This window comes from Bacillus sp. AF62, from assembly GCF_050312695.1.
In the GTDB taxonomy this organism is placed as follows: domain Bacteria; phylum Bacillota; class Bacilli; order Bacillales; family Bacillaceae_G; genus Bacillus_A; species Bacillus_A cereus.
Genome location: NZ_JBNPJZ010000042.1, coordinates 33,696 through 60,392 on the forward strand (window position 1 = coordinate 33,696; position 26,697 = coordinate 60,392).

Below are 26,697 nucleotides of genomic sequence, written 5' to 3' on the forward strand. Positions count from 1 at the left end.
AATGAAAGCCGTCTTATATATATGTCATGGAAGTCGTTTGAAGACAGCGAAAGAAGAGGCGATTCAATTTATTACATCGTGTATGAGTCGTATAGAAGCGAATATTCAAGAAGTTTGTTTTTTAGAGTTAGCGAATCCTTCTATTGAAGATGGTTTTCGTACATGTGTGAAGCGTGGGGCCACGGAGATTATTGCCATCCCTGTTTTTTTATTAGCGGCAGGTCATGTGAAGAAAGATATTCCATTTGAATTGGTAAAGCTCAAGAATCAATATCCGAATGTTAAAGTGACTTATGGTAATCCGTTTGGTGTATCAGAAACACTTATCAAATCAGTATATAACGGAAGTGGTATTGAAAAGGAAGGGAAGGCTGAAGTGACCCTTCTGCTCGTTGCAAGAGGAAGTAGTGATCCTGAAGTATTACAAGATATAAAATGGATCGCCTCTTTATTTCAAGCTGAGGAGAAAATTAAAAAAGTTGAGGTTTGTTATTTAGCGGCTGCGGAGCCGAAATTTGAGAGGAAATTGAAGGAAGTTGTAGAACGGGAAGTGGAGAACATCGTTGTGCTACCTTATTTGTTATTTACAGGTTTACTTATGAAACATATTGAGAAAGAAGTGCGCCAATATGCATTGGAAGAGATAAAAATCAGTCCATATTTAGGGAAGAATGAAGCGTTACAAGATATGTTAATTCAGAAAACGACGGAGTTATTGAAAGGAGATCAGTATGTATCCACTTACAGTGCGAGTTAATGAGAAACGCGTTGTTGTTATTGGTGGGGGAAAAGTTGCAGGATTTAAAATTATTCCTTTACTCAAACAAGGTGCGGATATAGTTGTGATCAGTCCAGAATTAGATGCGAATTTAGTAAAACTTGTGGAAGAAAAGAAAATTCGTTGGTATCAAAGAGAATATGAAAAAAGTGATATTAAAAATGCTTTTTTAGTTGTTGCAGCGAGTAGTGATTCAATATTAAATGAACAAGTTGCTGAAGATGCCGCAGAGAATCAATTAGTAAATGTTATTACAAATCCGGAAAGTGGTAATGTTCACTTTCCAGCAGCGATTCATCGTGGTTTGCTTAATATAGCAGTTTCTACTGGGGGAGCGAGCCCAAAGCTCGCAAAAAAAATTCGAGATGAGATTGCAAATAAATATGATGAGACATATGAATCGTATTTAGATTTTTTATATGAAGTAAGGGTGAAGTTAAAAGATTTACAGTTAGAAAAGAGAGAACGAAATATATTACTCCAAGAAGTGTTGAAATCAGTATATGTGCAAAACGAGAGAGAAAGAGAAAGTTTTTTGCGAGAATTAGAGGGAAAGGTTTTAAAATAATAAAAGATAAAGTGCGCTTTACAAATATAAAAATATAATTTATAATCACAAGTAACTTCAATAGATGAAATCGATGAGCAAGAAGAGTACGTATATTTGATGCGTTCAGAGAGCTGGGGTTAGGTGGGAGCCCGGTACGATAAATTATACAGAATGGGCTTGCGAGAGGTATGTTGAACATTGTAGTAGGCAACCCGGGTTCCGCCGTTAAAAGGATAGAGTATCGGAATTATTCCTGTACTTGAACAAGTGGGATTTATCAATCCAATTGAGGTGGTACCACGGTATTTACATTACATATATCGTCCTCTACATGCATATTTGCGTGTAGGGGACTTTTTTATTTTCTAAAGGAGGTGTGCGAGTATGAAATGAAAGTGTATAATTAACAAAATTTTAAATATTCAGAAAAGGGGAATTTATGATGAAAGAAACACAGCAATGGACGTCGAAAATAGGCTTTGTACTCGCAGCAGCCGGAGCCGCAGTAGGTCTTGGTGCGATATGGAAATTTCCATATGTTGCAGGTAATGGCGGGGGAGGCGCATTCTTCCTTGTATTTTTACTATTAACTTTATTTATAGGTATGCCTCTTCTAATAGCGGAGTTTGTTATTGGACGTAGCACGCAAAAAGAGGCGGTTACAGCTTATAAAGTACTAGTGCCAAATAGCAAATTATATCCTTGGATTGGTCGTATGGGAGTTGCTACTTGTTTTAGTGTACTATCTTTTTATAGTGTTGTAGGTGGATGGATTTTACTTTATTTATATTATAGTGTGACAGGAAGTTTCTGGAATGGAGTAGCTGATTATGGACAATTGTTCGGTGAAACGATTTCAAATCCGTTAAGTGCGATTGGAGCGCAATTTATCTTTATGCTTTGTACGATTTTTGTTGTAAGTAAAGGTGTAGAGAAAGGTATAGAAAAGGCAAGTAAGTACATGATGCCGCTATTATTTATTTTATTTATTGCGATTATTGTTCGTGCGTTAACACTCGATGGTGCTTTTGCTGGAGTAGAGTTCTTCTTAAAACCAGATTTTTCAAAGCTGACAGCAGATACAATTTTATATGCGATGGGACAATCTTTCTTCTCGCTAACTGTAGGTGCCTCGGTAATGGTAACGTATAGTTCGTATTTAAAGAAAGAGGAACATTTAGCGAAATCGGCAACATCTATTGTAAGTTTAACTGTTTTTGTTACAGTACTTGCAGGATTAGCAATTTTCCCAGCGATTTTCGCATTAGGAGTTAAACCGACTGAAGGACCGGGATTACTGTTTATCGTCCTTCCAGCAGTATTTGCAAAAATACCATTTGGTCAATTTTTCTTTATTATGTTTTTAATTTTATTCTTCTTTGCGACTTTAACATCAGCAATTTCAATGCTTGAAATTGTAGTAGCATCTGTTGCGAAAGGTAATGAGAAGAAGCGTCCGTCAGCATCATTATTAATTGGTATTCTTATTTTTGCAGTCGGTATTCCATCAGCGTTATCCTTTGGGATTATGAGTGACGTGAAAATATTTGGGAAAACATTCTTTGATTTAGTCGACTTTTCGGTAAGTAACGTATTGCTGCCGTTAGGAGTACTAGCTATTTCATTATTTGTACCAAATAAAATGAGTAAAGAGTTGTTGATGAAAGAATTAGAAGTGACGGAAACGAAGGGGAAAACGTTATTTAACATTTGGTTCTTCTTACTTCGTTATGTCATTCCGGTAACTGTAATAATTGTATTTTTAAATGTGATAGGTGTATTTAAAATGTTTGCATAAAAAAAGGCGGGGATCTCCCGTCTTTTTTTATGTTGTTGAATGTAATAGACGATTATACGCTTTATAGGTTGTGGTGACTGCGAGGAATGAACCGATTAAAAATAAAACTGATCCGCCAAATGTAAATATCCGGCCGATAAATGTCGCTCTAGCTTCTTCTATTTTTTGTTGTAATTGCGTATTCATATTGATCACCTCGTAAACTATAGGCATTTAGTTATAGTCTATGTAGAATGCCTATATTGTGTGAAGTGTAAATAAAAAACCTCGGTAGGTACCGAGGTTTTTTATAATCCGATATAAGGAGATGGGTCGACTGCGTTTGTCTTGCCGACATTCCATTCTCCAAGATGAAGTTCGAAGTGTAAATGTTGTCCGTATGATTGGCCAGTGTTCCCCATAAATCCAAGCTGATCGCCTTGTTTTACAGTTTGTCCATTCGATACAGAACGGCTATTCATATGAGCATATACTGTCGTATATGTTTTTCCGTTTATACGGTGAGATAAATACACTACGTTTCCGTAACTAGATGATAATTCTGAGCGAATAACAACGCCATCTGCAGCAGCGATAATTGGAACCGTTCCCGAAGCGGCGATGTCAATTCCTTTATGGTTATCTAAAGAACGTACACCAAATCCGGAAGTTTTTGATCCAGCTGCTGGTTTGATAAAGCCACCGATGTTTGTATCATGTGGTGTTGGAGCTGCTTGAGTTGCTTGAGCAGATTTAGTAGCTTGTTGTTTGCGAGCCTCTTCTGCCTGGCGAGCTTCTTCCGCTTTACGAGCTTCTTCGGCCCGTTTTTCTTCTTCAATTGCTTTTTGCACAGCTTGACGTTGATTTTCTAAAATGCCTTTGGATTCTTCTAATCCTTCAATCTCTGAATCTACTTTTGCTACTTTCGTATGTAGATCGTTAATAAGAGTCTGTTGCTGCTGTTGGTTATTTTGTAATTCTTGTTGTTTTTGTTCTAGTTTTTGCTCAGATTCTTTCAGTTGTTGTTCTTTTTTCTCAACAGCTTCTTTTTCTGTAGTTACAGCATTTTGATCAGATGTTTGTTTTTTTACAATATCTGTATCGTTGTTTAATATTAAACTTACGGAGTACATATTATCAACAAGATCAGCAATGTTTGTAGAGTTTGTTAATACTTCTGTAATGATATTTGTACGCGGTTTTTCTTGCATAGATTGTAATCGTTGTTTAATAACTTCCTGACGTGTATCTATGTTTGTTTGTAATTGTTCTATATGTTTCTTTTTGTCAGTAATTACTTGTTGTGTTTTGCTAATTTCTTTTTTTGTATCGTTTAATTCAGCCTCGTTTTTATTAATAGAAGTAGTTAATTCATCGATTTTCTTCTGTAATTCTTGAATTTCTTTTTCTATTTGTTCTTTCTCGACTGATTTATTTTGTAAGTCACTTTGTTTGCCTTCTAATTCAGATTGAATGTTAGATAATTTATCTTGATTTGTTTCAGCGTATACGGGTGAAAGTAACGGGGAAGCAAAAATCGTTCCTGCTGCTAAAACACTAAACGCTGCAAATTTCTTTTTCATAGTTGTCTGACTCCTTTCCCTATGAATGTTATATATCATAAGAAGAAGAGTGTCTATCGTTGTAATCATAATGTAAAGAAAACTTTATAAAATTGCTAAGTTTTGTCGGAATTTATCATTTTTCAACTTTAATTGTCATAGTACTTACATTTTATTTATGGCTGTAATAAAGGTATATTTTGGGATTTATCTGTAAAATACAGGAGGAAAGTAATAGTTTTTATAGGGTGAAATAGTACTTAGAAAGCTAATAAAACACTAGTGAGGAATCGTTCTCATGTGAGGTTTTCTAACATGGGTTTATTTTTTGTCAAGAAAATTATTTGCATTCGGGCAAAGTTATTTTGTTGTCAGATTTTAAATTTTGATTTATGATTTTTAACAGGGACAAAATGTAGTGAATTGTCGAATAATATGTAATACTCTTAATTTCTTAGTTTTATAGAGATAGAATGAGAGATAGAGTGACACATCGAAGAGGGGGTTACAACAAATATGAAAAGAATAGGACTTGCATGGCAAATATTAATAGGGCTTGCGCTTGGTATTGCGGTTGGGGCGATTTTCTTTGATAATCCAGCTGTTGTGAAGTACTTACAACCAATTGGTGATATTTTCATCCGATTAATTAAAATGATCGTTGTACCGATTGTTGTAGCAAGTATTGTTGTTGGGGTTGCTGGTGTTGGCGATGTTAAAAAACTAGGTCGACTAGGCGGAAAAACAATTCTTTACTTTGAAATTATTACAACAATTGCAATTATTGTTGGTCTATTAATAGCGAATATTTTCCAACCAGGAAAAGGCGTAAATATGGAGCAGTTAACAAAGACAGATATTTCGAAATATACACATACGACAGAGCAAGTACAAAGTCATTCATTTGCAGATACGTTTGTAAATATTGTTCCAACAAACATTATGAAGTCATTGGCTGACGGAGATATGCTTGCTATTATCTTCTTCTCTGTACTATTTGGTTTAGGTGTAGCAGCAATTGGTGAAAGAGGAAGACCAGTTCTTCAATTTTTCCAAGGTGTAGCTGACGCAATGTTTTATGTAACAAACCAAGTTATGAAATTTGCACCATTTGGTGTGTTTGCGCTAATTGGTGTTACAGTTTCTACATTTGGTCTTGCTTCATTAATTCCATTAGGGAAATTGCTAATTGTCGTATATGGGGCAATGATCTTCTTCGTTGTAGTTGTCTTAGGACTTACAGCGAAAATATTTGGAATTAACATTTTCCAATTCTTTAAGATTTTAAAAGACGAGCTGATCTTAGCGTATTCTACAGCAAGCTCAGAAACAGTTTTACCAAAAATCATGGAGAAAATGGAGAAATTCGGTTGTCCGAAAGCAATTACATCTTTCGTTATTCCGACAGGTTATTCATTTAACTTAGATGGATCAACTTTATATCAAGCAATTGCGGCTATTTTCTTGGCGCAAATGTACGGTATTGATTTATCTATTACACAACAAATTACATTATTACTTGTATTAATGGTTACATCAAAAGGTATCGCAGGTGTACCGGGCGTATCATTCGTTGTATTATTAGCGACACTTGGTACAGTAGGTATTCCACCTGAAGGTTTAGCGTTCATTGCTGGTATTGACCGTATTTTAGATATGGCTCGTACAGCAGTTAACGTTGTAGGAAACTCTTTAGCAGCTGTAGTTATGTCTAAGTGGGAAGGTCAATATGACGCTGAAAAAGGACAAGCTTATTTAAAAGAGATTTCTGAAAAGGGTCAAGCTGCTTAATTATAATATGAACAAGCTCTCACATAATATGTGGGAGCTTTTCTGTATATAGAAGAGGAGTATACATAATGAAACGTAAATATGGTGACGGTTCTTCGTGGAAAAGACTAATAGAAAAGAGTTATAGGCTTAAGCAAGTGGAAGAGGGAATGCTCGGAATACTGGATATAAAAAAGGTGAGAGAGCCTAGTTGTAAAGAATATGATGGTAAAGAAATTTGTATTGCAAGTGATGGGTATACGTGGGTTCAATATTTCATTAATGGAAAGAACTTTGCGATTACAGCTATGTTAGATGATAGGCACAATTTAGTGCAATATTATATTGATGTGACGAAAGAATATGAAATAGACGATCGTGGTTTACCGTATTTTGATGATTTATATTTAGATGTAGTATTATTACCTAGCGGTAAGGTGTATGTATTAGATGAAGAGGAGCTAGAGGATGCTTATAAAAGTGGCGATGTCACGAAGGAAGAGTATGAGTTAGCTTGGTACACTACGAAATGGATATTAGCAGCAATAAAAAATAGTGAATTTTATTGGATTTCAATATTGGAAGAAGAAATCGAAAAGTTAAAATGATTATTGTATTCAAGTTTTTGTATAATTACCAAAAAAATCTATACAAAAAATAATTGACTTTTGTTTTGTAAGCGAGTAAAGTTAGGGAAGAAATTATTATTAAAAAATAAATATGAAACCTTCTTATAAAGAGAGGCGGAGGGACTGGCCCTACGATGCCTCGGCAGCGGACTCGATTTCAGAGTGCTGTGCCAAATCCAGCAAGCATGTGCTTGAAAGATGAGAAGAGCGTTTCTTATAGATGTATAAGACCTCTTCTCACCGGAAGAGGTCTTTTGTTATTCATTAGAAAAAGGTTGAAACTAGGGAGAGATGGTACTTTGAAAGAAACGAGAGGAAATGGTTTAGCTTTATTACCACTTGGGATATTTTTGGCGCTATTTATTGGTTCTGGAATTATTACAGGTGATTTCTATAAATTGCCAATACTTGTAGCGATTTCAATTGCTGTAGGAGTCGCTTTAGTGATGAATCGTAAAGAAAGTTTTAATGTGAAAGTAGAGCGGTTCGCTAAAGGTGCAGGAAATCCGGATATTATGATTATGGTATTAATTTTTGTGCTTGCAGGTGCATTTTCTGAAACTGCTAAAGGAATGGGTGGAGTAGACTCAACTGTTAATTTAGCGTTAACTATTTTACCGCCAGGATTTATCGTAGCTGGAATCTTTGTTATTGGTGCATTTATTTCATTAGCAATGGGAACTTCAATGGGAACAATTGCAGCATTAGCGCCGATTGCTGTGGGTATTAGTGGTCAAACTGATATCTCAATTGCGCTTGCAATGGCTACTGTTGTTGGGGGAGCGATGTTTGGTGATAATTTATCATTTATTTCAGATACAACAATCGCAGCTGTTCGTTCACAAGGAACAGAAATGAAAGATAAGTTTAAAACGAATTTTTTAATTGTGTTACCAGCGGCTATTATTACAATTGTACTATTAGTAATAGTTACTTCAGGAAGTGACACGCAAATTAAAGCACATAGCTTTGATTGGATAAAGATTTTACCGTACGCAGGAGTACTTATTACAGCGCTACTTGGCTGGAATGTACTTATTGTATTAACTGGTGGAACTGTATTATCTGGTGTTATCGGTCTTATAGATGGAAGTTACACGTTAGAAAGTTTCTTTAAAAGTGTAACGACTGGAATGGGCGGTATGATGGAGTTAGTATTACTTGCTATATTAATTGGCGGTATGGTTGAATTAATCCAATATAATGGTGGTATTCAATATTTAATGAATGTATTAACACGTAATATTCGTTCGAAAAAAGGTGCAGAATTTGGTATTGCTGGTTTAGTAAGTATGACTAATATGTGTACAGCGAATAATACGATTTCGATTATCTTTACAGGCCCGCTTGCAAAAAATATTGCAGATCAATATGAAATAGACCCTCGTAAATCAGCGAGTGTATTAGATCTTTTCTCATGTTGTGTACAAGGATTAATTCCGTACGGTGCCCAAATGTTAACGGCAGCAGGATTTGCAGCGTTATCTCCGGTTGAATTGTTGCCATATGCATTTTATCCAATCTTAGTTGGAGTATGTGGGATTCTTTCTATTTTAATTGGATTTCCAAGATTTTCGAAAGTAGCTGAGAAAAAAGAGTATCATAAAACAGCTTAATTTAATATGAATGTTAGTAATTAAAAAAACGTGCAGAGAATAAACTCTGCACGTTTTTTTGCGTAAAGGGCTGAATATGACTCGGTCTTAAGTCTGAGTTAAAAACGGTTCTTAAGCTCGTTATGGAAAGATGAAAAAATAGTTAAGATAAGAGTATCAAATCGAAGGGAGGCAAGCACAAGATGAAACAATTTCTAGCGTTTATCGCAGCCGGTATTTTGGCTTTAATTGCTCTTGGTAGTCTTGCTGGTATTGTAGGATTCGCAATCGGAGCAGGAGTTGTATATTGGAGCTATAAATCATTTGTGCAAGCTAAGTCATTTTTTGGAAAGTTAGCTTGGGGTATTGTTGGTTTAATCGGTTTATCCATTGCGCTTTCTCATTCACCAGCATTAATCGGTATCGCTGCTTTAGTGGTTTTATACTACGGATACCGTGAGTGGAAAAAAGAAAAAGATGTAGTTGTTGAATCTGCTCCAGAAAGTTCTAAACCATATAGCAACTTTGAAGATGAGTGGAACAAATTAATGAAAAACTAAAACAATAAATCAAATTATAAATAAAGTAGAAGAGAGGAAGATTTATAATGAAACAATCTTTATTCGGACGTGTACGCGATGCAATTTTAGCTGATTTTCATAACGTGTTAGATGAGAAGGAAAGAAAAAATCCAATTGCGATGTTAAACCAATATTTACGTGATAGTGAGCGTGAAATAACAAAAATTGAGAAGTTAATTGAACGTCATAAAACATTAAAATCTAACTTTGCTCGTGAGCTTGAGCAAGCACGTTATTTCGTTAACAAAAGATCAAAGCAAGCTATCATTGCTCAAGAAGCAGGCGAATTACAATTGCACGAACGTGCGTTAGAAGAGGTAGCTTATTATGAAGGGCAAGTAACTCGATTAGAAGAAATGTATGCAGGTGTTGTAGAGCAAATTGATGAGTTAGAGCGTCGTCTTTCTGAAATGAAAAATAAATTAAAAGAAATGCACGCAAAGCGTATGGAACTAATGGCACGTGAAAATATGGCACATGCAAATCGTCGTATGAATACTGCGATGCATAAAATGGATGAAAATAATCCGTTCTTACGATTTGAAGAAATTGAAGATCACATTCGTGACTTAGAAACTCGTATGAATGAAGAACATGAGCGTGACACATTTGATATGAAAATTGCAAAACTTGAGCGTGAAATGAAAGAAAAGAATGATGTATCGTTAACGAAAGAGTTAACAAAATAATAGTAGTATATTATAAAACAGGCTTATGATATAGTGATAGGAGAAAAGGTGTTGGAAAGCAATGCCTTTTCTTCTATGTATATGTGACAAGAAGGGGGGAGCTGAAATGAAGAAACATTTTTCAAAGACACAATTAATGGGGATGCTCCTCATCATATTTGGATTCGGTCTTTTTCTTGATATGATACTTGGACATTTTGAACCAGGTGGTCTCATTTTTGCATTTATTATGCTTATGTTTGGAAGGCATTATCGTAAAAAGAATCGTTATGTACGGGGAAATGTATTTTTATTTGTTGGTGGTATCGTATTTTTATTCTTCTTATTTTCATCAGCAGCATTTGTTCTTGTCGTATTTGCTTGTTTAGCTTTAATTGGTTATCAATTGATTCAACAAGGGCATCAGCAAAAAGCAATGAAGGTTGAAATTAAAGAAAAAGGGATTATAGACGAAGAGAAGCAAATATATCGTACAGAACCATATTTGAAAAATATGTTTGTAGGCAATGTACGAATGATGGATCATATTTATGAACTTGAGGATATTAATGTTCAATACGGTGCTTGTGATGTGGAAATAGATTTAACTACTGCTATGATTCCAGAAGGAGAAACGGTAATTGTTATTCGGGGTGTCGTTGGTAATATTCGTTTATATGTGCCATATGATATTGAACTTTCTTTAAATCATTCTGTTATCGTCGGACGTGTGCTCTTGCCAGGTCATGAAGAGACAGGGTTTAACCGCAATGTTACATTTAGAACAGAGCAGTATAAAGAGGCTCCTCGTCGTATTAAAATTATTTCTTCGCTTGTCGTAGGCGACACGGAAGTGAGGAAAGTATAATGAAGAAACAAAAAAATATTTCGTGGATGTATATTCGTTATTCTATGTTGTCCTCAGTTAGTATCGCACTCATTTGTACAATTGTATATGTATGGAAAAGCGAGCAACAAGTGTATGATTTATTATGGAAGGAATCCATCGCTTCTGTTCCAATTGGCTTGTTTATTATGACTACAAGTTTACTTATCGGGGGAATTGTAGGATATGCAATCGGTTACTATATAGAGCAGCGTATACAAGGATTAAATACGTTTCTATTTGAAGTAGAGCGAGGGAATTTTCCGAGCGATGTTTCGTTTACTGCAGATGATGAATTTCATGAAGTGGAACGAAAAGTAATCGTTTTGGCTCGTCGATTAGAGGAGCAAGCTGGACTCTTTCAAAAAGTAACGAATGAACGAGCTCATTGGAATGAAGAGATGAGACAAGAAGCGATTTCTCAAGAAAGGCATCGTTTAGCAAGGGAGTTGCATGATTCAGTAAGTCAGCAGCTTTTCGCAATGTCGATGATGATGTCAGCGATTAATGAACAAATAACTGAATTTCCAGATGTGACAAAAAAACAATTACAACTTGTTGAAAATATGGTTGTAAATGCTCAATCAGAAATGAGAGCATTGCTCCTTCATTTACGTCCTGTACAATTGGAAGGTAAGAAACTGACAGAAGGTATAGAGGAATTATTAACGGAATTATCGCGAAAACAACATATGAAAATTGAATGGCTTATTGAGCCAATAGAATTAAAAAAAGGTGTAGAAGATCATTTATTCCGTATTGTGCAAGAAGCGCTATCAAATACGTTGCGACACGCAAAGGCAAAGAAAACAGAAGTGCGCCTTCGAAAAATTGATCAATATGCGATTTTAAAAATTATTGATGACGGCGTTGGGTTTGAAGTAGGCGTTAATAAGGCAGGTTCATATGGCCTAAGATCGATGCAAGAGCGTGTTCATGAAATTGGTGGGACACTCAAGGTGCTTAGTTTCCCGGCCAAAGGTACACAAATAGAAGTAAAAGTACCGATTATGATTGAGAGAGGGGGAGAAGTATGATAAAAGTATTGCTTGTCGATGATCATGAAATGGTTCGTATGGGTGTATCGGCATATTTATCTACACAGCCAGATATTGAAGTAGTAGGGGAAGCTGAGAATGGACGAAAAGGATCAGAATTAGCATTGCAATTAAGACCGGATATTATTTTAATGGACCTTGTTATGGATGAGATGGATGGTGTCGAAGCAACACGTGCTATTATTCAAGAATGGCCAGAAGCAAAAATTGTAGTTGTAACGAGCTTTTTAGATGACGAAAAATTGTACCCTGTTATTGAGGCTGGTGCGACCAGTTACTTATTAAAAACATCAAGAGCAAGTGATATTGCTGATGCTGTACGAGCTACTTATGATGGAGAAACAGTATTAGAGCCGAAAGTTACCGGGAAAATGATGTCCCGTATGCGTCAAAAGAAAGAGCAACCTTTGCATGATGACTTAACGGAAAGAGAGTTTGAGATTTTGTTATTAATTGCAGAGGGAAAAAGTAATCAAGAGATTGCGGACGAGTTATTTATTGCACTGAAAACGGTAAAGACACATGTGAGTAACATATTAAATAAATTGAATGTAAGTGATCGTACTCAGGCAGTTATTTATGCATTTAGGCATCAATTAACGAAGTGATAAAGTGAAGCTTTAATTGGCGGGGAATTCCTCGCTGATTATTGGCTCGCTACAATATAGATTTAGCGTTAAAACCATCGAATGTTTTTATTGACGATAAATAATGTAAGCGTTATCATTAAGGTGTTAACAGTACATATAAAGGGGAGAATGTATATGTTAGTTCAAACTATATTCGGAATGGATAAGTCTAAAAAATTAGGGGAGTATGTGAACGCATTACAAGCACTTTGTGAACAATATAATGTTGAAACAGATAAAATTGCGATTATTGAGGCAACAGAGGAATACTATTTATTTTTAGTAAAGCAAGAAGAGCGCTATGATGTTGTCAAGGTAGAAACAGTTGATACAAATATTGAATATTATACGAAAGCTTATAAAATAAGCAGTTTTAATCATACTGCTTATCAAATGTAAAAAAACTCCCTTTTGGGAGTTTTTTTAGGAGGCTTTTACTTCGTTAGATTCGATTAGTAATGGAACTTTTTTCGTACCGCTTAACTTAGCGATTGTAAGGCCAAGAAGAGCTCCTGCTAATGCTGGTATTAGCCAACCGATTCCTTCATTATATAAAGGGATAAATTCAAAATATGGTGTGATGAATGAAACTGAAATACCACCTTGTTTTAATCCATCAAATACGCTCACTACAGCTGCTCCGATTAAAGCACCTACATAAACAGAGCGATATCCACCGAAGTATTTATGAAGTAATGATAGTAGTACGAGTACAATCGCAATTGGATACACAACAAGTAGAATTGGAACAGAGATTGCGATAATTTTTGTTAAACCTAAGTTGGCAACTAATAATCCTAATGCGCAAATGATACTCGCGAATGTTTTGTATGAAAATGTAGTCAATAATGTTGAAAAATATTGGCTGCACGCAGATACGAGTCCAACGCATGTCGTTAAACAAGCGAGTGTAACGATAAGAGATAATAGGAGCAAACCGTACGGACCGAATAATTGTTGTACGATAACAGTAAGTAGCTGTCCGCCATTTTTTGCATATCCGAGAGAGACACTAGTTGCCCCAAGCCAGCCGAGTGCACCATATACAAGTACGAGTCCTGTAGCGGCAATAAGCCCTGCTTTTGCTGTGGCGATGGCAATGGACTTACGATCATTCACACCTTTAGAGCGAATTGCATTTACAACGATAATTCCAAATGCAAGTGCTGAAATGGTGTCCATTGTTAAGTACCCTTCCATAAAGCCTTTGAAGATTGGAGAAGTTTGATACTCTTGCATAGCTGGTCCTGATTGCCCAAGTGGTGTAAAGACACTTTTAACAAACAATAAGAAAATTGAGAGTAATAAAATAGGTGTTAATATATTTCCAATACGATCGACAAGTTTAGATGGATTTAAACTCAGCCAAAATACGATAGTAAAGAATATGATTGTATATACAAATAGCACTAGGCTGCTAGAGCGGATTGTTTCTGGTAAGAAAGAACTAACACCCATTTCATAAGCAACATTTGCAACACGTGGGATGCCCATGGATGGACCGATGGCAATGTATACAACTACTGTAAAGAAAATTCCGAATAATGGGTGAACATGACTTGCAAGTTGCTGCATCCCATTTCCTGATAGAGAAATTGCGATAACAGTTAGTAGTGGTAAGCCAACGCCTGTTAGTAAAAATCCAATCATTGCTGGCCAAAAGTTTTCACCTGCGTTTTGTCCAAGCATGGGAGGGAAAATTAAATTACCTGCCCCAAAAAATAAAGAAAATAGCATAAGACCCGTGAAAAAAATATGTTTTTTTGATACAGTGTTCATTGTTTTTCCTCCTTTTTTAAATTCATTTGTAAGAACACAAAAAACTCGTACCTAAAGAAAGGGACGAGTTATATTTACCCGCGATACCACCCTAATTTACACATGTAGAAATAAATCTATATGTATACGGCTTTGCAACGTACAACATGATACGTGTTCCTTGTAACGGGGGACGGCCGGTAAGAACTTACTGTAACATTCGGTTCTACTTCTCGGAGATGATTTTCGGTTACGCACTGAACGTTGGCTTTCAGCAAATCGCCAACTCTCTGGGGAACAGTTCTATAACGTACTCGTTCTCGTCAATGAATTTTTATTCAAGTATTCTGACAGTATTGTTGCATGTTTTTTTTAGAAAGTCAATATGTTTTTTGAAAGATATATTTATATACGGAAATATCGAAAGTAATATTCGTTGTTGCAAAAGGAATAATGAATTGTAAAATGGAAGTAAAAATTTGTGGAGAATTGTAAAATTTATAGAGAAAGTTGATATTTATAGGAGTAAAGAAGGGATTATTTGAATTTACAGAGAATATTACAACAATCCACTTGCTGGAAAGAACAAACCAAAAGAGGTGACTGAAATGCTTGCGATGGGAGTATTATTTGGCATTATTGCTATAATTGGTTTTATGTGGTTATATTATTCGCGTTCGTTTAAACAAGCAGAAGTTTTACTCTTTCAAAAAGGTAGTTTGTTGACAAATCAGTCTAGATATTTAGTATGTCCGAAGTGTGGAAGTGCACAGGTCATAAGTGGAGGATATCAAGAGTGTTGCAAAATTAGATTATGAAAGAAAGGAAGCCTCACATTACTTTGTGAGGCTTCCTTCCTTACAACTTCATGGCGCTCCAAATTGTCCATCGATCTCTTTCAATAATAGGAGAGACGTTTTGTAATGCGGTCTGTATATGTTGTAGAAGTTGAGAAAGTTCATCATCTGTTAACTCATATAGAATGGATCGACCTGTTCGAGGAGATAAATCTTGTAGCAATGCTTCTACAGAATCATGTATTTTTCGTACTTCCCATTGTGTTTGTGTGGGAAGCACGTGAAGAGAATGTTTTTGTAATTCTTTCTGTATCGTGTTGGTTTTTGGACGTCTTTTTGACTCTATTTCAATGAGTTTTGGAAATATAGAGAAAAAATATCCACGAATGTGTTCGGGACTTCCTGGAACTGTACAATCTTCAATCGTTCGATCTTGTAAAATAAGTACACCGTTTTTATTTAATATACGAGAAGCTTCACATAAAAATGTAGGAATGTCTTGTAAATGATGAATAACTGCACGAGAAATAACTATGTCGAATGTTTCATTAGGGTATGGGATATTATGTGCATCACCGTGGGTGAAGGGAATATTTGGAAAGTTGCTGCAATTTTCTTTTGCAGCTTGTAATATTTCTTTTGAAAAATCAAGTCCCACAACATTTTTGGCTCCCATAAGAGCAAGTTCTTTCGTATAAATCCCGCCACCGCAGCCAATATCAATTATTTGCTTGTTTTGTATGTCTGTAATGTTTTTTACCATTTCAGCCCAAGAAATATGAGCGTTTCTTGTTGCGTATGTGTATTTATTATTTGGATCATGAAAATTAATGGACATGATAAAGACCTCCTTTCAATGATTAGTATAACTTATTTAATAGGATGTCACGTTTTTGTTTTATGTATGAAGATTATAAGAATTTCTTATCGTAAAAGGAGGATTAATTTGAAAGGGAAATATGTATTGTTGTTATTTGTTATGTTACTAGCAGCTTGTGGTCAAGCTGAGCAAAAAAAAGAAACAAAAAAAGTAGAAGAGACGGTGAATGAAGTGAAAGAAACAATAGGGGTAACCGTTATACAAAAAAAACATAAAGAGAAAAAGTTGCAGGAATCAGAAGCGAAGTTAGTAATAGACATTTTGGATAAAGCTGAGAAACAAGAAATAACCGGAAGCTTCGGTGAACCTGAATATGAAATACAAATTAGTAGAGATGGGAAAAAAGAAACTTATTATGCATGGTTAAGGGGAGAAGATAGACGAGGATGGGTGCAATATAAGAAAGCTATGTATATGTTGAATGAAAAAGATACGGAAAAGCTTTTGGCTATATTTCCAAATGTTTCAGAACAAAAAGAAGATGAGATGCAGGTAGGTCCTTTAACGGAAGTAACAAAAAAAGATTTGCAGATTACTGCGTTTCATATTAAAGCGGGCGATCAAAACGTGAATTATATGGTACGGTATACGATTTCACAATCACTATACAACAAGTTAGTGAAGGAACGAGAGTATTATTTGCAACTCACTTTCCCAGAAAAAGTTCAAAAATTAATTGGAGCAAAAGAGAGTGAAATGATTTTAGGTGAAAAAGTAAAGGAAGGGTATAAGCAATATGAATTGCATGCTACTGTTCCGATAAAAGGTGCTTCAGAATCGCAATTAAAATCATTAGAAACATATTACGAAAAGTATGATTTGAAAATATTAAACAGTGAAAAAGAAAAAATAGGCGTGTTTCAAAATATAATTCAAATCGTTAAAGAGTATGGTGAAAAAATGAATTTTCAAAGATAAAGTGAGACTTTAATCGGCAGAGGATGCTCATTTTTCATTGATTAATAGTCTTTGCCAATTCGGCATTGATTCCCGCTTAACTTCTTTGTTCCAACTGAATTTTGAGATAAGATCCTTATTGGCTGTAACTGAATTGAAATTCTATGTAGCCTTTCCTAGGAAATGATAATAGAGAGGGGAGAAGAACACCCTCTCTATTATTTTGCTTTTGCAGATGGCTCATTCATTGATTTTCGTGTAATAAGAAATGAAATCATAAGAGCGGAAAGAATGATAAGAGTGATAAGTAAGTGATTTGGCAACCAATCTAATAATAATACATAGCTCACTGTATAAAAAATAAGAGTTGAAGCTAAAAATGATAAAACACTTATTATGAGAGATTGTAAATTCATTCGTATATACCTCCTTTATTTATATTTTTGGCTAAAAATGGATTAAATAAACATTATTTCTAACAATAGAAAAAAATATGGCATAATAGAGAAAAGAACAAGCTTTGATGAATGAATATGATTCATTAATGAGAGATAAAGGAGAGGAATATGAAAAATAATAAAAAAGGATTATGGGGAATTATTGTTGCGATAGGTCTATTTTTACTGTCTAAGTTAAAGTGGGTATTTGCAATTTTTAAATTAGCAAAGTTTTCAACGGTATTTAGTATGTTTCTATCGCTTGGCGCATACGCAGTTCTATATGGTTGGAAATTTGGAGTGGCGCTCATTTATTTGTTGTTTGTTCATGAAATGGGCCATTTATGGGCTGCGAAAAGAAAGGGGATCCCAACATCGCCAGCAATCTTTATTCCGTTTATGGGGGCCCTTATTGGAATGAAAGAGATGCCGAAAAATGCGAAAGATGAAGCTTACATCGCTTATATGGGGCCGCTTTTCGGACTTCTTTCATTTTTACCAGCGATTCCACTTTATATAATGACGCAAGAGCCGTTTTGGGCGCTTGTTATTTTGCTTGGAAGTATGATTAATTTCTTTAATTTAATTCCTGTTTCGCCGCTAGATGGTGGGCGAATTATTTCAGTTGTCAGTACTAAAATTTGGGGAGCAGGCCTTATTTTATTACTTGGCTATTCAATTTACTTTAAAAGTATTTTGGGAGGATTTATTGTTATTATCGGTTGTATGGAATTATACAGAGTGATAAAGAGAGATGAGCCGATTAAGGAATTAGGGCATAAAATTGATGGAATGAAAGAATATGTTGCTAGGCTTGAAGAGGAATTAAAAGAAACTGGAGCTGTACATCGGACTATATACATGATGCATCATGAAATGAATGCATTAAGACAAAGAGAAAGGGAAAAAGAGTTACAAATAGGTGAACTTCAAAAAATGGAAGTGTTAGAGTATCTTTTACCGAAGTTTGAACCGTTAGATTATGTTCCATATGAAGATGAAAAAGATGAGTATACTATTCACATAAGAGAAGCATTTGAAGCGTCAGAAAGAAAATTAAATGAATGGAAAACAGAAAAGGAACAACAAGAAAACTATTATAAAGTGGATACGAAAACGAAATGGACAGTATTTGCTTGTTATATCGGATTAATAGCTATACTTGGTTATACAGCTTATGAAGGTTATATTGTTTTACAGGAGCATTTGCCAAGACGAAATGTGTAGAAAAATATTGTCGAAATGATAGGAAGAATTTATACAGGAATTATATTTCTACGAGAGAATGTTACAAGTATAGTCATACATTGTAATATCTTTAGTAGAGAAGGAGTTCTGTATATGAAGAAATTGTTAAGTGTATTCGGGATTATTATCGTAATGATCATTGCGAGTTATAGTCTTATGAAAGTGCTGTTACATTATGCGAATAAGCCTGCTGAGGTAAATACAATAGCTCGAGTAGAAGATGTGCAAGAAGAGACAAAAGTGCTAGATTTTATTCGAATGACACATGAAAGCTATAATAATTTCTTAAATTACGGTAAAGCAGAGAATTATACAGACGGGGATTGGAAGCAATTTAAGCAATGGTTTCAACAACAAGAACCATCTTTAAAAAATATACATACGGAAATAAAGAATGAAAAAATAAAACGCGATGTAAATAGAAGCTATGAAATTGTAAAAAAAGGTGTGGAACTTCAAAATATTGAGTATGTAGTGTATGCCCACCGTGTATATCATGACTTGGATATTATCGTAAATAAATATAGAGGTGAAACGAATATCTGGGGGTATACGGAGTTTGGTGATGGGAAAGATAGAAAGGTAATTGAACAAGCTATACAAACAAAATAATAAGCTAGCTAGAATTCTAGTTAGCTTATTTTCTTTTGTAAATGCAATGTTCATATATTATTCACAAAAACAACGTGTTAATAGTGATTAAAATCACAATCTGCATTATAAGATTCAGTTAAACTAAAAACAGTTAAGGAAATAGAGGAGTGGGATACAATGTTAAGTGCAAAAACAATTGAAATCGTAAAGTCAACAGTACCATTATTACAAGAAAAAGGCGTTGAAATTACAACGAGATTTTATCAAATTTTATTTTCAGAACATCCGGAGTTATTGAATATTTTTAACCATACGAATCAGAAAAAGGGAAGACAACAACAAGCGTTAGCGAATGCTGTTTATGCAGCTGCAACGTACATTGATAATTTAGAAGCAATTATTCCAGTTGTAAAACAAATTGGTCATAAGCATAGAAGTTTAGGTATTAAAGCTGAGCATTATCCGATTGTAGGTACATGTTTACTACGTGCCATTAAAGAAGTCGCAGGTGCACCTGATGAAGTTTTAAATGCATGGGGAGAAGCATATGGTGTCATTGCTGATGCATTTATTAGCATTGAAGCAGAGATGTATGAAGAAGCTGTACATAAAGAAGGTGGATGGAAAGACTTCCGCAACTTTGTGATTGTTAAAAAAGTGAAGGAAAGCGATGTTATTACGTCATTTTATTTGAAACCTGAAGATGGAGGGAAAGTTTCTTCATTCATCCCAGGTCAATATGTAACGGTTCAAATCAATATTGAAGGTGAGACATATACACATAATCGTCAATACAGTTTATCTGATGCACCTGGGAAAGAATATTATCGTATTAGTGTAAAGAAAGAAAAAGGTGTAGATACACCAGACGGTAAAGTGTCTAATTACTTACATGAACATGTAAAAGAAGGAGATGTTTTACCAGTAAGTGCACCAGCGGGAGATTTCGTGTTAAATATGGATTCAACAATACCAGTTGTACTAATTAGTGGTGGAGTAGGGATTACACCGATGATGAGTATGTTAAATACGTTAATTGAACAAGATTCAAAACGTAATGTATATTTTGTTCATGCAGCAATAAATAGTAATACACATGCAATGAAAGAACACGTTAAGGCAGTAGAAAATGAATATGAACAAGTTAAAGCATATACTTGTTATTCTGCACCGACTGAAAAAGATTTAGAAATGAAGAACTTTGATAAAGAAGGTTTCGTTGAAAGCGAATGGTTAAAAACTATTATTCCGACAACTGAAGCAGAATTTTATTTCTGTGGTCCAGTAGCATTTATGAAGCATATAAATGCTGCACTAACTGATTTAGGTGTGAAACAAGAGCATATTCATTATGAATTTTTCGGCCCAGCAACAAGCTTACAATAAGACGGATGAGAATAAATAAAAAAACGAGGTATTTATTTTACCTCGTTTTTTATTTGTTCTCGTAATAAACGGTTAACTGTTTCACGGCGTATGCCTATCAGTTGACCAATTTCAGTTTGTGTTAATATTTCATATATAGGAATGTCACCTAAATATAATGTGAACCATTCTTGTAAACGATGAAGACGTTCTTTTGGTGAGACGGTTGTCAATTGATCAATTCGTTGTTGCATCATTCTTAATTTCGATTGCAATTGCATAGCGATGTTGGCATATGATTCAGGATTTGCTTGAAGTCTCTCATACCATTCACTACTAGTAATTGGTTCCACTTCTGTTTTTATTAAAGCGATAGCTGTACCGTGATATTCTTTCGGTGAAATTAAAGAATGATGAGGTATCGTTTCACCTGGAACGATAATGTTGAATAAAAATGGTGTTCCGTCTTCTTCTAACCGAACTACTTTTAATAAGCCTGTTTTTATAAAGTATAAAGGACCGTCCTCACCTTGACGGAATAGTACATCTCCTTTGTGTAGAATCAATGTTAGCCCCCCATTAATATGTTTCTATTTCTTCTATTTTAGCGTATATGTATATAGACAATATGCTATTTCAACAGCAATTTCATTGACGAAATGTATGCTATTACAGTAGTATACTATTTAGTGTGTAATAGTACTAGCAATGAATACGCTGTAGGGGGTTTAGTATATTGTTAGATGCGATGAGAATGACGGATATGAGAATTCCGGCGAATGCTATCATTCATGTAGAAGAGATGAAAGGTGGAGTCGTTTTATCCGTTGAAGTAGACGGCCAAATTATTTATACGATGGCTTATGATGAAGAAACAGATAGTTATGCTGAATTATATGATCGAAATGATAAGAGGGCGTGCCAAGTACATGAAGACTTTATGGGATGGTCACTTCTTCACTAAAAAAGATGTCAATATGACATCTTTTTTTATTAAATCGATAGAATATACAAAGAAATGAAATATAAGGATAAAATTTGTAATAATTGATTTTGCATTGTTAGCACTCTGTAACTGCAAGTGAACTATTTTTTCGCTATCATAAAGATAATAGTCGCAGTTATAGGAGTGGTCAACTTGAAGAAAGTACATATTTCAAATTATATGTTATTATGTGTTTGTTTAATTTTATTTGTTCTCCTCGGAGGATTTTTATATTCATGTGTATAAGAAAAACGCATTCTAAAAAGAATACGTTATAAAAGGGAAATAATGATTAATCTAGTTCCAAGAATAATTAACGTAATACGTAATAAATTAATTACGGCGTTACCACTTAGTTTTGTATTAATATAAGCCCCGATTTTTCCGCCGATCCATGCACCAGGAATAAGGATTAATGCATAAATCCAGCTGACATTTCCAAGTGAGATGTGAGTTGCAGAACTTACAATTGCTGATAGAAATACGATGAACATTGAAGTTGCTACTGCAATATGTGCTGGGAATGCAAAAAGAAGCATCATTGCTGGAACAAGTAAGGCACCGCCACCAATTCCAAATAACCCAGATATAAACCCAACTATAAAGGCAATAAAGATAGCAAGAAACGGTGGGAATTGATAGTGTACAGTATTTCCATCATTATCTGTAAAAGAACGCTTAATTACAGACGTATTTGAGAGGGAAAGAGGTTTTAACTTGTCTCGAAGCATAAGTAGAATTGAGACGAATATAAGGAAAATCCCAAAGTATAAAGAAAATGTGTCTTGGTTTAAAAATTTATTTGCCCATGATCCGATAATACCACCAGGGCCGCTTCCGATAAATAAAATAAGTCCACTTTTATAATCTACTCGTTTATGCTTCATGTAAGTAAGGGTGGAAGATAGCCCTGTAAAAACGACTGTTACCATAGAAGTCCCTACTGCAAGTTGTGGTGATAAACTGTGTAATCCAATTAATAACGGAACAATAATAATTCCGCCTCCAAGCCCAACTAGGCTGCCGACTGTCCCGGCGATTAGTCCGATGAAAAGTAACATGATGTATTCCAAAATTGCCAACTCCTCTAAATAACTTATCCACCAATTATTATACACGCTTTTTAATGAGAAATAGGCTTGTTCACAAAAAAGTCGTCTTCCTAGAAAAATAAGGAAGACGACTTTTGATTAGAAAACAAAATGTAATAGATAGTAAAACAGAGCAGCTAAAGAAGCTGAAATAGGAAGTGTAATAACCCATGTAATTAACATACGTTTTGCAGTTCCCCATTTTACCCCTTTCACACGGTGAGAAGCACCAACCCCTAAAATAGAAGAAGAGATAACGTGCGTCGTACTAACCGGTAAGTGAATGAATGTTGCACCGAAAATAACAAGTGATGATGATAAATCGGCAGCTACACCATTTACAGGACGAATTTTCATAATTTGTCCACCGACAGTTTTAATAATTTTCCATCCACCGACAGAAGTACCAAGCCCCATTGCGATAGCACAAGATAATTGTACCCAGGACGGAATATCGCTAGAAGTATGATAGTTATTAGCCATAAGAGCCATCGTGATGATTCCCATTGCTTTTTGTGCATCATTCGTACCGTGTGTATAGGCTTGTAATGCTGCAGTGAAAATCTGGAATATACGGAAGTTTTTGTTCGTTTTCGTTAAGTTAAAGTTTTTAAAGACCACTTTAAAAATACTGTATACGATATAACCAATAACGAAAGCGATAATTGGTGAAATGATTAAAGCTTCAAGAATTTTAATGAATCCTTTAAGGTTTAATGAGCTAATACCAGCAGCAGCAATGGCTGCACCTGCGATTGAGCCAATAATTGCATGCGAAGAACTACTTGGGATACCGTAGTACCAAGTAATTAAGTTCCATGCTATCGCCGCAAGTAAAGCAGCTAAAATTACAAGAGAACCATTTTGTAAAGCAAATGGGTCAACGATATCTTTTGTAATCGTTTTTGCTACACCTGTAAATGTCATTGCACCTAAAAAGTTCATAATAGCTGCCATAATAATTGCATGTCTAGGCTTTAGAGCTTTCGTTGAAACAGCCGTTGCAATAGCGTTTGCTGTATCGTGAAATCCATTGATAAAGTCAAAAGCTAAAGCGCAAATGACTACTAAAACGGTCAGTATCAAGAGTGTATCCATGATCAAACTCCTTACGCGTTCTTCATAATAATTGTTTCTAATACGTTTGCAACGCTTTGACAGCTATCAGCTACTTCTTCAAGCTCTTCGTAAATCTCTTTAAATTGAATAATCTTAATCGGATCTTTCTCACGAGAGAATAAGTGCTTAATCGCATGACGACGAATATCATCGCATTGTGATTCGTAATCCTTAATCTTGATTGCGTTCGTACGAATGTCGACTAACTTCTTTTTAGACAGCAGTTCAACAGAATTTGCAATTTCAATTGCACATTGATTAATTGCTTCTACGAATTTAATCATGTATTCATCAGGTTCTGTAATAGAATACATTTCGAACAGACCAGCACTGTGATCTAATCCGTCTAATACATCATCCATACTCATTGCAAGTTGTAGGATGTCCTCACGTTCAATCGGAGTAATAAACGCTTTGTTTAGCTCCATAATGATTTCGTGAATAAATGAGTCACCTTTTGACTCATACTCTTTCATGCGCATAGAAAACTCTTTTAAATCGCTAGCATTTTTAATTTTATACTCCACGAAAAATTGCGCGCCTTCTTTTAAATTTTCGGAAACATTCATTAACATTTCAGAAAATTTATCTTTTTTTGATTTAAAGACCATTATTGTTACCCCCACAAAAGTAATATATGTAAAATATATTGGCTAATCAATTCTAACAAAAAACTGTCGTTTTTTAAAACATTTTATCGAAAAGTTTACAAAAACTTAACATAACTCTCGTTGTTCTATTAATAATATTAATATCCAATAGTGAATATCTTACTTGTAGAATGTCCTTTTCTTGCAAAAAGTATGAATGTAAAAGAAAAGCTTTACACTATAGGAATGACTACGTTATTATAATAAATTTAAAAGGCGGTATATTCTTCCTTTTAAAAAGAAGAGTGTAAATAAATGAAGGAAGTGAACGAATGAAATTGAAGAACACTCATTTTAAAAAAATGCTTGAGTGGTTCAATAAGAGGAAGAAACTTCGTAATTCATTAATTGTATTGGGAAGTGTACTCGTTACTATATTTATTGCTGTAAATATAATAATTTCCATTCAAGACATATCTGAATTAAAACAAGCTGTTCCACAACCGACTTTAATTTATGATGCAAATAATGAGGTCGCAACTAAATTAGCTTCTTCGAAAACAGAAGGCGTTAAAAGAAAAGATATTCCTGATATTATGGTTCAGGCAATTGTTGCAGTAGAAGATAAGGAATTTTTTAACCATCATGGTATTTATTATAGTGGAATTATAAGTGCAGTTTTTAAAAATATTACAGCAGGAGAAGTTGTAGCAGGGGGAAGTACAATTACACAGCAGCTTGCGAAGAATGTATTTCTGACACAAGATCGTACATTTTCTCGTAAAATAAAGGAATACTTTTTAACGAAAAAAATAGAACGTACTTATACAAAAGATGAAATTATTGAAATGTATATGAATCAAATTTATTTTGGGGAAGGTGCTTGGGGGATAAAGAGGGCAGCTAAATCTTATTTTGATAAAGAGGTAAAAGATTTATCAATTTCAGAAGCTGCAACGATCGCGGGCTTAATTAAAGCGCCGTCTGCGTATTCGCCTTATAAAAACTTTAATAAATCAATTGAACGACGTAATGTCGTATTAAGTTTAATGAAGGAACAAGGATATATTTCTGAAGAGCAATACAATAAAGAAAAAGAGTCAGGACTTGTATTAAAACGTGGGGTTGATGATAAATATAAAGGTAAATACTCCCAATATGTAGACTATATAGTTAGGGAAGCGATGGATAAGTATGAATTAACACAAAATGAAATTTTAGCAGGTGGTTATCGTATTTATACAGAGTTGGATCCGAAAAAACAACAAGCTGTAGAAGATGTTGTGAATAATGATAGTTATTTTAAAGATAGTGGCTCAGATCAACTTATGCAAACGGGTGTAGTCCTTATAAATCCCAAAACAGGCGGTGTTCCAGCTTTAGTTGGGGGGAGAGGACCATATCAGTTTTTACAATTTAATCATGCTACGCAATTAAAAAGACAGCCAGGTTCAACATTAAAGCCTCTAGCTGTATATGTACCCGCTTTAGAACAAGGGTATGAGGTATACGATATATTAAAGGATGAACCATTTCATATTAAAGAATATGAACCGAAAAATAGTGATCAGGCTTTTCATGGTAATGTGACAATGTATGAAGCGGTAGCAAAGTCGTATAATGTTTCTGCTGTGTGGTTATTAGAGCAAATAGGATTAGATAAAGGATTGAAATCTTTAGAGCGATTTGGTATTCCATTAGTACCAGAAGACCGTACGTATCCAATTGCTTTAGGTGGGATGCATGTAGGGACATCTCCATTTGTAATGGCCCAAGCATATAGTACATTCGCTAATGATGGGGTTCAAGTAGAGGCTCATGCAATTAGAGAAGTTCAAAATGCTGAAGGGGAAATAATAGGAAAATGGTATAAAAAAGAGACACGAGTGACGAGTGAAAAAATTGCTCAAAAGATGACGTATTTATTAAAAGGTGTAGTCGAAAAGGGAACAGGTGAAAAAGCGAAAGTTAATAATGTTGATACAGCAGGAAAGACAGGGACGACTCAACTTGTAAATGGCCCGAGCGTAGGGGCAAAGGACTCGTGGTTTGTAGGATACACACCAGATTTAGTAGGTGCGATTTGGGTAGGATATGACAAAACAGATAGCGAGCATTATGTTCCGGGTGGTAGCCAAATTACAACGACGATGTTCCGGGATATCATGAAAAAAGCAAATGCAAACCCAGCCCAAAAAGCGTTCCAATTGTCGTTAATATCTGAGGCGGACTATAAAAAACAATTGCAAACAATTGAAGAAGAAAAGCGAAGAAAAGAAGAAGAAAAGAAAAGGCAAGAAGAAGAGCAACAAAGGAAAAAAGAACAGCAAGAGTGGTTTGATAAAGTGAAAGAGTGGATTCCATCATTATGGTAAAAAAAGAGGCGAATTTCATTATTCGCCTCTTTCTCGTGTGAAAAATAAAGTGAGCTCATAATGAGTGAGATAAATGCT

Annotated in this window: 28 protein-coding genes, 1 riboswitch and 2 other annotated features; of the genes, 19 read left to right on the forward strand and 9 right to left on the reverse strand. The window is 34.9% G+C overall.

Features of this window, described 5'->3' with window-relative positions; genetic code table 11:
- Position 1 precedes the first annotated feature (1 nt).
- The 3 genes from ACQRBL_RS06900 (at position 2) to ACQRBL_RS06910 (ending at position 3,126) form a co-directional block, all read left to right on the forward strand.
- A complete protein-coding gene (locus tag ACQRBL_RS06900; RefSeq protein WP_000648881.1) occupies positions 2–757 on the forward strand; it encodes a sirohydrochlorin chelatase in 756 nt (251 codons plus the stop codon).
- On the forward strand, positions 732–1,346 hold the full coding sequence (locus tag ACQRBL_RS06905; protein WP_000283352.1) for an NAD(P)-binding protein: 615 nt from the start codon (positions 732–734) through the stop codon (positions 1,344–1,346). The genes ACQRBL_RS06900 and ACQRBL_RS06905 overlap by 26 nt, the downstream gene beginning before the upstream one ends.
- A 64-nt stretch (positions 1,347–1,410) precedes the next feature.
- Positions 1,411–1,659, forward strand: a binding site (T-box leader).
- Positions 1,660–1,770: 111 nt separating this feature from the next.
- Positions 1,771–3,126: a sodium-dependent transporter gene (locus ACQRBL_RS06910; protein WP_043924636.1), complete on the forward strand. Its 1,356-nt coding sequence runs from the start codon at positions 1,771–1,773 to the stop codon at positions 3,124–3,126.
- A 27-nt stretch (positions 3,127–3,153) separates the two neighbouring features.
- Here ACQRBL_RS06910 and ACQRBL_RS06915 read toward each other — a convergent pair whose 3' ends face one another.
- On the reverse strand, positions 3,154–3,312 hold the full coding sequence (locus tag ACQRBL_RS06915) for a hypothetical protein (RefSeq protein WP_411995790.1): 159 nt from the start codon (positions 3,310–3,312) through the stop codon (positions 3,154–3,156).
- 101 nt (positions 3,313–3,413) lie between these two features.
- Entirely contained in the window at positions 3,414–4,688 is a 1,275-nt protein-coding gene (locus tag ACQRBL_RS06920) for a murein hydrolase activator EnvC family protein (RefSeq protein WP_000726083.1), read from the reverse strand.
- Positions 4,689–5,183: 495 nt separating this feature from the next.
- Between ACQRBL_RS06920 and gltP the strand changes: the two genes are divergently transcribed.
- The 9 genes from gltP to ACQRBL_RS06965 all read left to right on the forward strand — a co-directional run bounded on the left by gltP (position 5,184) and on the right by ACQRBL_RS06965 (position 12,882).
- A complete protein-coding gene (gene gltP, locus ACQRBL_RS06925; RefSeq protein WP_000821130.1) occupies positions 5,184–6,458 on the forward strand; it encodes a glutamate/aspartate:proton symporter GltP in 1,275 nt (424 codons plus the stop codon).
- 68 nt (positions 6,459–6,526) lie between these two features.
- The gene (locus tag ACQRBL_RS06930; protein ID WP_000824654.1) at positions 6,527–7,045 is read left to right on the forward strand and encodes a DUF402 domain-containing protein; all 519 of its coding nucleotides are present in this window, start codon (positions 6,527–6,529) and stop codon (positions 7,043–7,045) included.
- A gap of 120 nt (positions 7,046–7,165) precedes the next feature.
- Positions 7,166–7,271: riboswitch (SAM riboswitch) on the forward strand.
- A gap of 94 nt (positions 7,272–7,365) precedes the next feature.
- The gene (locus ACQRBL_RS06935; protein WP_000665495.1) at positions 7,366–8,682 is read left to right on the forward strand and encodes a Na+/H+ antiporter NhaC family protein; all 1,317 of its coding nucleotides are present in this window, start codon (positions 7,366–7,368) and stop codon (positions 8,680–8,682) included.
- 182 nt (positions 8,683–8,864) lie between these two features.
- Positions 8,865–9,221 carry a protein LiaI gene (locus ACQRBL_RS06940; protein ID WP_023521485.1) on the forward strand — a complete coding sequence of 119 codons (357 nt, stop codon included), beginning with the start codon at positions 8,865–8,867 and terminating at the stop codon, positions 9,219–9,221.
- 47 nt (positions 9,222–9,268) lie between these two features.
- On the forward strand, positions 9,269–9,931 hold the full coding sequence (locus ACQRBL_RS06945; RefSeq protein WP_000814127.1) for a PspA/IM30 family protein: 663 nt from the start codon (positions 9,269–9,271) through the stop codon (positions 9,929–9,931).
- Between the two features lie 106 nt (positions 9,932–10,037).
- Positions 10,038–10,778, forward strand: coding sequence for a cell wall-active antibiotics response protein LiaF (gene liaF / locus ACQRBL_RS06950; RefSeq protein WP_000716094.1), 741 nt, complete (start codon positions 10,038–10,040; stop codon positions 10,776–10,778).
- Positions 10,778–11,833, forward strand: a complete 1,056-nt coding sequence (locus ACQRBL_RS06955; protein WP_000744326.1) for a sensor histidine kinase — start codon at positions 10,778–10,780, stop codon at positions 11,831–11,833. Before liaF ends, ACQRBL_RS06955 begins: the two co-directional genes overlap by 1 nt.
- Positions 11,830–12,462 (forward strand): response regulator, encoded by a 633-nt coding sequence (locus tag ACQRBL_RS06960; RefSeq protein WP_000598707.1) that lies wholly within the window; start codon positions 11,830–11,832, stop codon positions 12,460–12,462. Before ACQRBL_RS06955 ends, ACQRBL_RS06960 begins: the two co-directional genes overlap by 4 nt.
- An 81-nt stretch (positions 12,463–12,543) precedes the next feature.
- Positions 12,544–12,882, forward strand: coding sequence for a DUF3922 domain-containing protein (locus ACQRBL_RS06965; RefSeq protein WP_072939635.1), 339 nt, complete (start codon positions 12,544–12,546; stop codon positions 12,880–12,882).
- Positions 12,883–12,906: 24 nt separating this feature from the next.
- On the opposite strand, the gene brnQ3 is transcribed toward ACQRBL_RS06965, so the two are convergent.
- Positions 12,907–14,262: a branched-chain amino acid transport system II carrier protein BrnQ3 gene (gene brnQ3 / locus ACQRBL_RS06970; protein ID WP_001099168.1), complete on the reverse strand. Its 1,356-nt coding sequence runs from the start codon at positions 14,260–14,262 to the stop codon at positions 12,907–12,909.
- A 56-nt stretch (positions 14,263–14,318) separates the two neighbouring features.
- Positions 14,319–14,577, reverse strand: a binding site (T-box leader).
- Between the two features lie 272 nt (positions 14,578–14,849).
- On the opposite strand from brnQ3, the gene ACQRBL_RS06975 reads away from it, so the two are divergent.
- Entirely contained in the window at positions 14,850–15,059 is a 210-nt protein-coding gene (locus ACQRBL_RS06975) for a hypothetical protein (protein ID WP_097987165.1), read from the forward strand.
- Positions 15,060–15,099: 40 nt separating this feature from the next.
- On the opposite strand, the gene ACQRBL_RS06980 is transcribed toward ACQRBL_RS06975, so the two are convergent.
- Positions 15,100–15,876, reverse strand: a complete 777-nt coding sequence (locus ACQRBL_RS06980) for a class I SAM-dependent methyltransferase (protein WP_411995789.1) — start codon at positions 15,874–15,876, stop codon at positions 15,100–15,102.
- Between the two features lie 108 nt (positions 15,877–15,984).
- Between ACQRBL_RS06980 and ACQRBL_RS06985 the strand changes: the two genes are divergently transcribed.
- The gene (locus ACQRBL_RS06985; protein ID WP_053564905.1) at positions 15,985–16,836 is read left to right on the forward strand and encodes a hypothetical protein; all 852 of its coding nucleotides are present in this window, start codon (positions 15,985–15,987) and stop codon (positions 16,834–16,836) included.
- A 197-nt stretch (positions 16,837–17,033) separates the two neighbouring features.
- On the opposite strand, the gene ACQRBL_RS06990 is transcribed toward ACQRBL_RS06985, so the two are convergent.
- Positions 17,034–17,231 carry a hypothetical protein gene (locus ACQRBL_RS06990; protein ID WP_001053359.1) on the reverse strand — a complete coding sequence of 66 codons (198 nt, stop codon included), beginning with the start codon at positions 17,229–17,231 and terminating at the stop codon, positions 17,034–17,036.
- Between the two features lie 150 nt (positions 17,232–17,381).
- On the opposite strand from ACQRBL_RS06990, the gene ACQRBL_RS06995 reads away from it, so the two are divergent.
- The 3 genes from ACQRBL_RS06995 (at position 17,382) to hmpA (ending at position 20,480) form a co-directional block, all read left to right on the forward strand.
- Positions 17,382–18,479, forward strand: coding sequence for a site-2 protease family protein (locus tag ACQRBL_RS06995; protein ID WP_023521488.1), 1,098 nt, complete (start codon positions 17,382–17,384; stop codon positions 18,477–18,479).
- Positions 18,480–18,593: 114 nt separating this feature from the next.
- Positions 18,594–19,112, forward strand: a complete 519-nt coding sequence (locus tag ACQRBL_RS07000) for a hypothetical protein (protein ID WP_000735529.1) — start codon at positions 18,594–18,596, stop codon at positions 19,110–19,112.
- 159 nt (positions 19,113–19,271) lie between these two features.
- Positions 19,272–20,480, forward strand: a complete 1,209-nt coding sequence (hmpA, locus tag ACQRBL_RS07005) for an NO-inducible flavohemoprotein (protein ID WP_411995788.1) — start codon at positions 19,272–19,274, stop codon at positions 20,478–20,480.
- 32 nt (positions 20,481–20,512) lie between these two features.
- Here hmpA and ACQRBL_RS07010 read toward each other — a convergent pair whose 3' ends face one another.
- A complete protein-coding gene (locus tag ACQRBL_RS07010) occupies positions 20,513–21,025 on the reverse strand; it encodes a Crp/Fnr family transcriptional regulator (protein WP_000600585.1) in 513 nt (170 codons plus the stop codon).
- Positions 21,026–21,195: 170 nt separating this feature from the next.
- On the opposite strand from ACQRBL_RS07010, the gene ACQRBL_RS07015 reads away from it, so the two are divergent.
- Positions 21,196–21,423 carry a hypothetical protein gene (locus tag ACQRBL_RS07015; RefSeq protein ID WP_000883009.1) on the forward strand — a complete coding sequence of 76 codons (228 nt, stop codon included), beginning with the start codon at positions 21,196–21,198 and terminating at the stop codon, positions 21,421–21,423.
- A gap of 293 nt (positions 21,424–21,716) precedes the next feature.
- On the opposite strand, the gene ACQRBL_RS07020 is transcribed toward ACQRBL_RS07015, so the two are convergent.
- The 3 genes from ACQRBL_RS07020 to ACQRBL_RS07030 all read right to left on the reverse strand — a co-directional run bounded on the left by ACQRBL_RS07020 (position 21,717) and on the right by ACQRBL_RS07030 (position 24,265).
- Positions 21,717–22,517, reverse strand: a complete 801-nt coding sequence (locus ACQRBL_RS07020; RefSeq protein WP_000455762.1) for a sulfite exporter TauE/SafE family protein — start codon at positions 22,515–22,517, stop codon at positions 21,717–21,719.
- Positions 22,518–22,634: 117 nt separating this feature from the next.
- Positions 22,635–23,633 (reverse strand): inorganic phosphate transporter, encoded by a 999-nt coding sequence (locus ACQRBL_RS07025; protein ID WP_411995787.1) that lies wholly within the window; start codon positions 23,631–23,633, stop codon positions 22,635–22,637.
- An 11-nt stretch (positions 23,634–23,644) separates the two neighbouring features.
- Complete coding sequence (locus ACQRBL_RS07030) at positions 23,645–24,265, reverse strand: DUF47 domain-containing protein (RefSeq protein ID WP_411995786.1); 621 nt, start codon at positions 24,263–24,265, stop codon at positions 23,645–23,647.
- A gap of 311 nt (positions 24,266–24,576) precedes the next feature.
- Here ACQRBL_RS07030 and ACQRBL_RS07035 point away from each other — a divergent pair, with 311 nt between their 5' ends.
- Positions 24,577–26,619, forward strand: a complete 2,043-nt coding sequence (locus tag ACQRBL_RS07035) for a transglycosylase domain-containing protein (protein ID WP_053564901.1) — start codon at positions 24,577–24,579, stop codon at positions 26,617–26,619.
- The last annotated feature ends 78 nt before the right edge of the window (positions 26,620–26,697 follow it).

Coding starts and splice junctions, on each gene's coding strand:
- ACQRBL_RS06900 (WP_000648881.1), top strand. CDS start 2: ATGAAAGCCGTCTTATATATATGTCATGGAAGTCGTTTGAAGACAGCG.
- ACQRBL_RS06905 (WP_000283352.1), top strand. CDS start 732: ATGTATCCACTTACAGTGCGAGTTAATGAGAAACGCGTTGTTGTTATT.
- ACQRBL_RS06910 (WP_043924636.1), top strand. CDS start 1,771: ATGAAAGAAACACAGCAATGGACGTCGAAAATAGGCTTTGTACTCGCA.
- ACQRBL_RS06915 (WP_411995790.1), bottom strand. CDS start 3,312: ATGAATACGCAATTACAACAAAAAATAGAAGAAGCTAGAGCGACATTT.
- ACQRBL_RS06920 (WP_000726083.1), bottom strand. CDS start 4,688: ATGAAAAAGAAATTTGCAGCGTTTAGTGTTTTAGCAGCAGGAACGATT.
- gltP (WP_000821130.1), top strand. CDS start 5,184: ATGAAAAGAATAGGACTTGCATGGCAAATATTAATAGGGCTTGCGCTT.
- ACQRBL_RS06930 (WP_000824654.1), top strand. CDS start 6,527: ATGAAACGTAAATATGGTGACGGTTCTTCGTGGAAAAGACTAATAGAA.
- ACQRBL_RS06940 (WP_023521485.1), top strand. CDS start 8,865: ATGAAACAATTTCTAGCGTTTATCGCAGCCGGTATTTTGGCTTTAATT.
- ACQRBL_RS06945 (WP_000814127.1), top strand. CDS start 9,269: ATGAAACAATCTTTATTCGGACGTGTACGCGATGCAATTTTAGCTGAT.
- liaF (WP_000716094.1), top strand. CDS start 10,038: ATGAAGAAACATTTTTCAAAGACACAATTAATGGGGATGCTCCTCATC.
- ACQRBL_RS06955 (WP_000744326.1), top strand. CDS start 10,778: ATGAAGAAACAAAAAAATATTTCGTGGATGTATATTCGTTATTCTATG.
- ACQRBL_RS06960 (WP_000598707.1), top strand. CDS start 11,830: ATGATAAAAGTATTGCTTGTCGATGATCATGAAATGGTTCGTATGGGT.
- ACQRBL_RS06965 (WP_072939635.1), top strand. CDS start 12,544: ATGTTTTTATTGACGATAAATAATGTAAGCGTTATCATTAAGGTGTTA.
- brnQ3 (WP_001099168.1), bottom strand. CDS start 14,262: ATGAACACTGTATCAAAAAAACATATTTTTTTCACGGGTCTTATGCTA.
- ACQRBL_RS06975 (WP_097987165.1), top strand. CDS start 14,850: ATGCTTGCGATGGGAGTATTATTTGGCATTATTGCTATAATTGGTTTT.
- ACQRBL_RS06980 (WP_411995789.1), bottom strand. CDS start 15,876: ATGTCCATTAATTTTCATGATCCAAATAATAAATACACATACGCAACA.
- ACQRBL_RS06990 (WP_001053359.1), bottom strand. CDS start 17,231: ATGAATTTACAATCTCTCATAATAAGTGTTTTATCATTTTTAGCTTCA.
- ACQRBL_RS06995 (WP_023521488.1), top strand. CDS start 17,382: ATGAAAAATAATAAAAAAGGATTATGGGGAATTATTGTTGCGATAGGT.
- ACQRBL_RS07000 (WP_000735529.1), top strand. CDS start 18,594: ATGAAGAAATTGTTAAGTGTATTCGGGATTATTATCGTAATGATCATT.
- hmpA (WP_411995788.1), top strand. CDS start 19,272: ATGTTAAGTGCAAAAACAATTGAAATCGTAAAGTCAACAGTACCATTA.
- ACQRBL_RS07025 (WP_411995787.1), bottom strand. CDS start 23,633: ATGGATACACTCTTGATACTGACCGTTTTAGTAGTCATTTGCGCTTTA.
- ACQRBL_RS07030 (WP_411995786.1), bottom strand. CDS start 24,265: ATGGTCTTTAAATCAAAAAAAGATAAATTTTCTGAAATGTTAATGAAT.
- ACQRBL_RS07035 (WP_053564901.1), top strand. CDS start 24,577: ATGAAATTGAAGAACACTCATTTTAAAAAAATGCTTGAGTGGTTCAAT.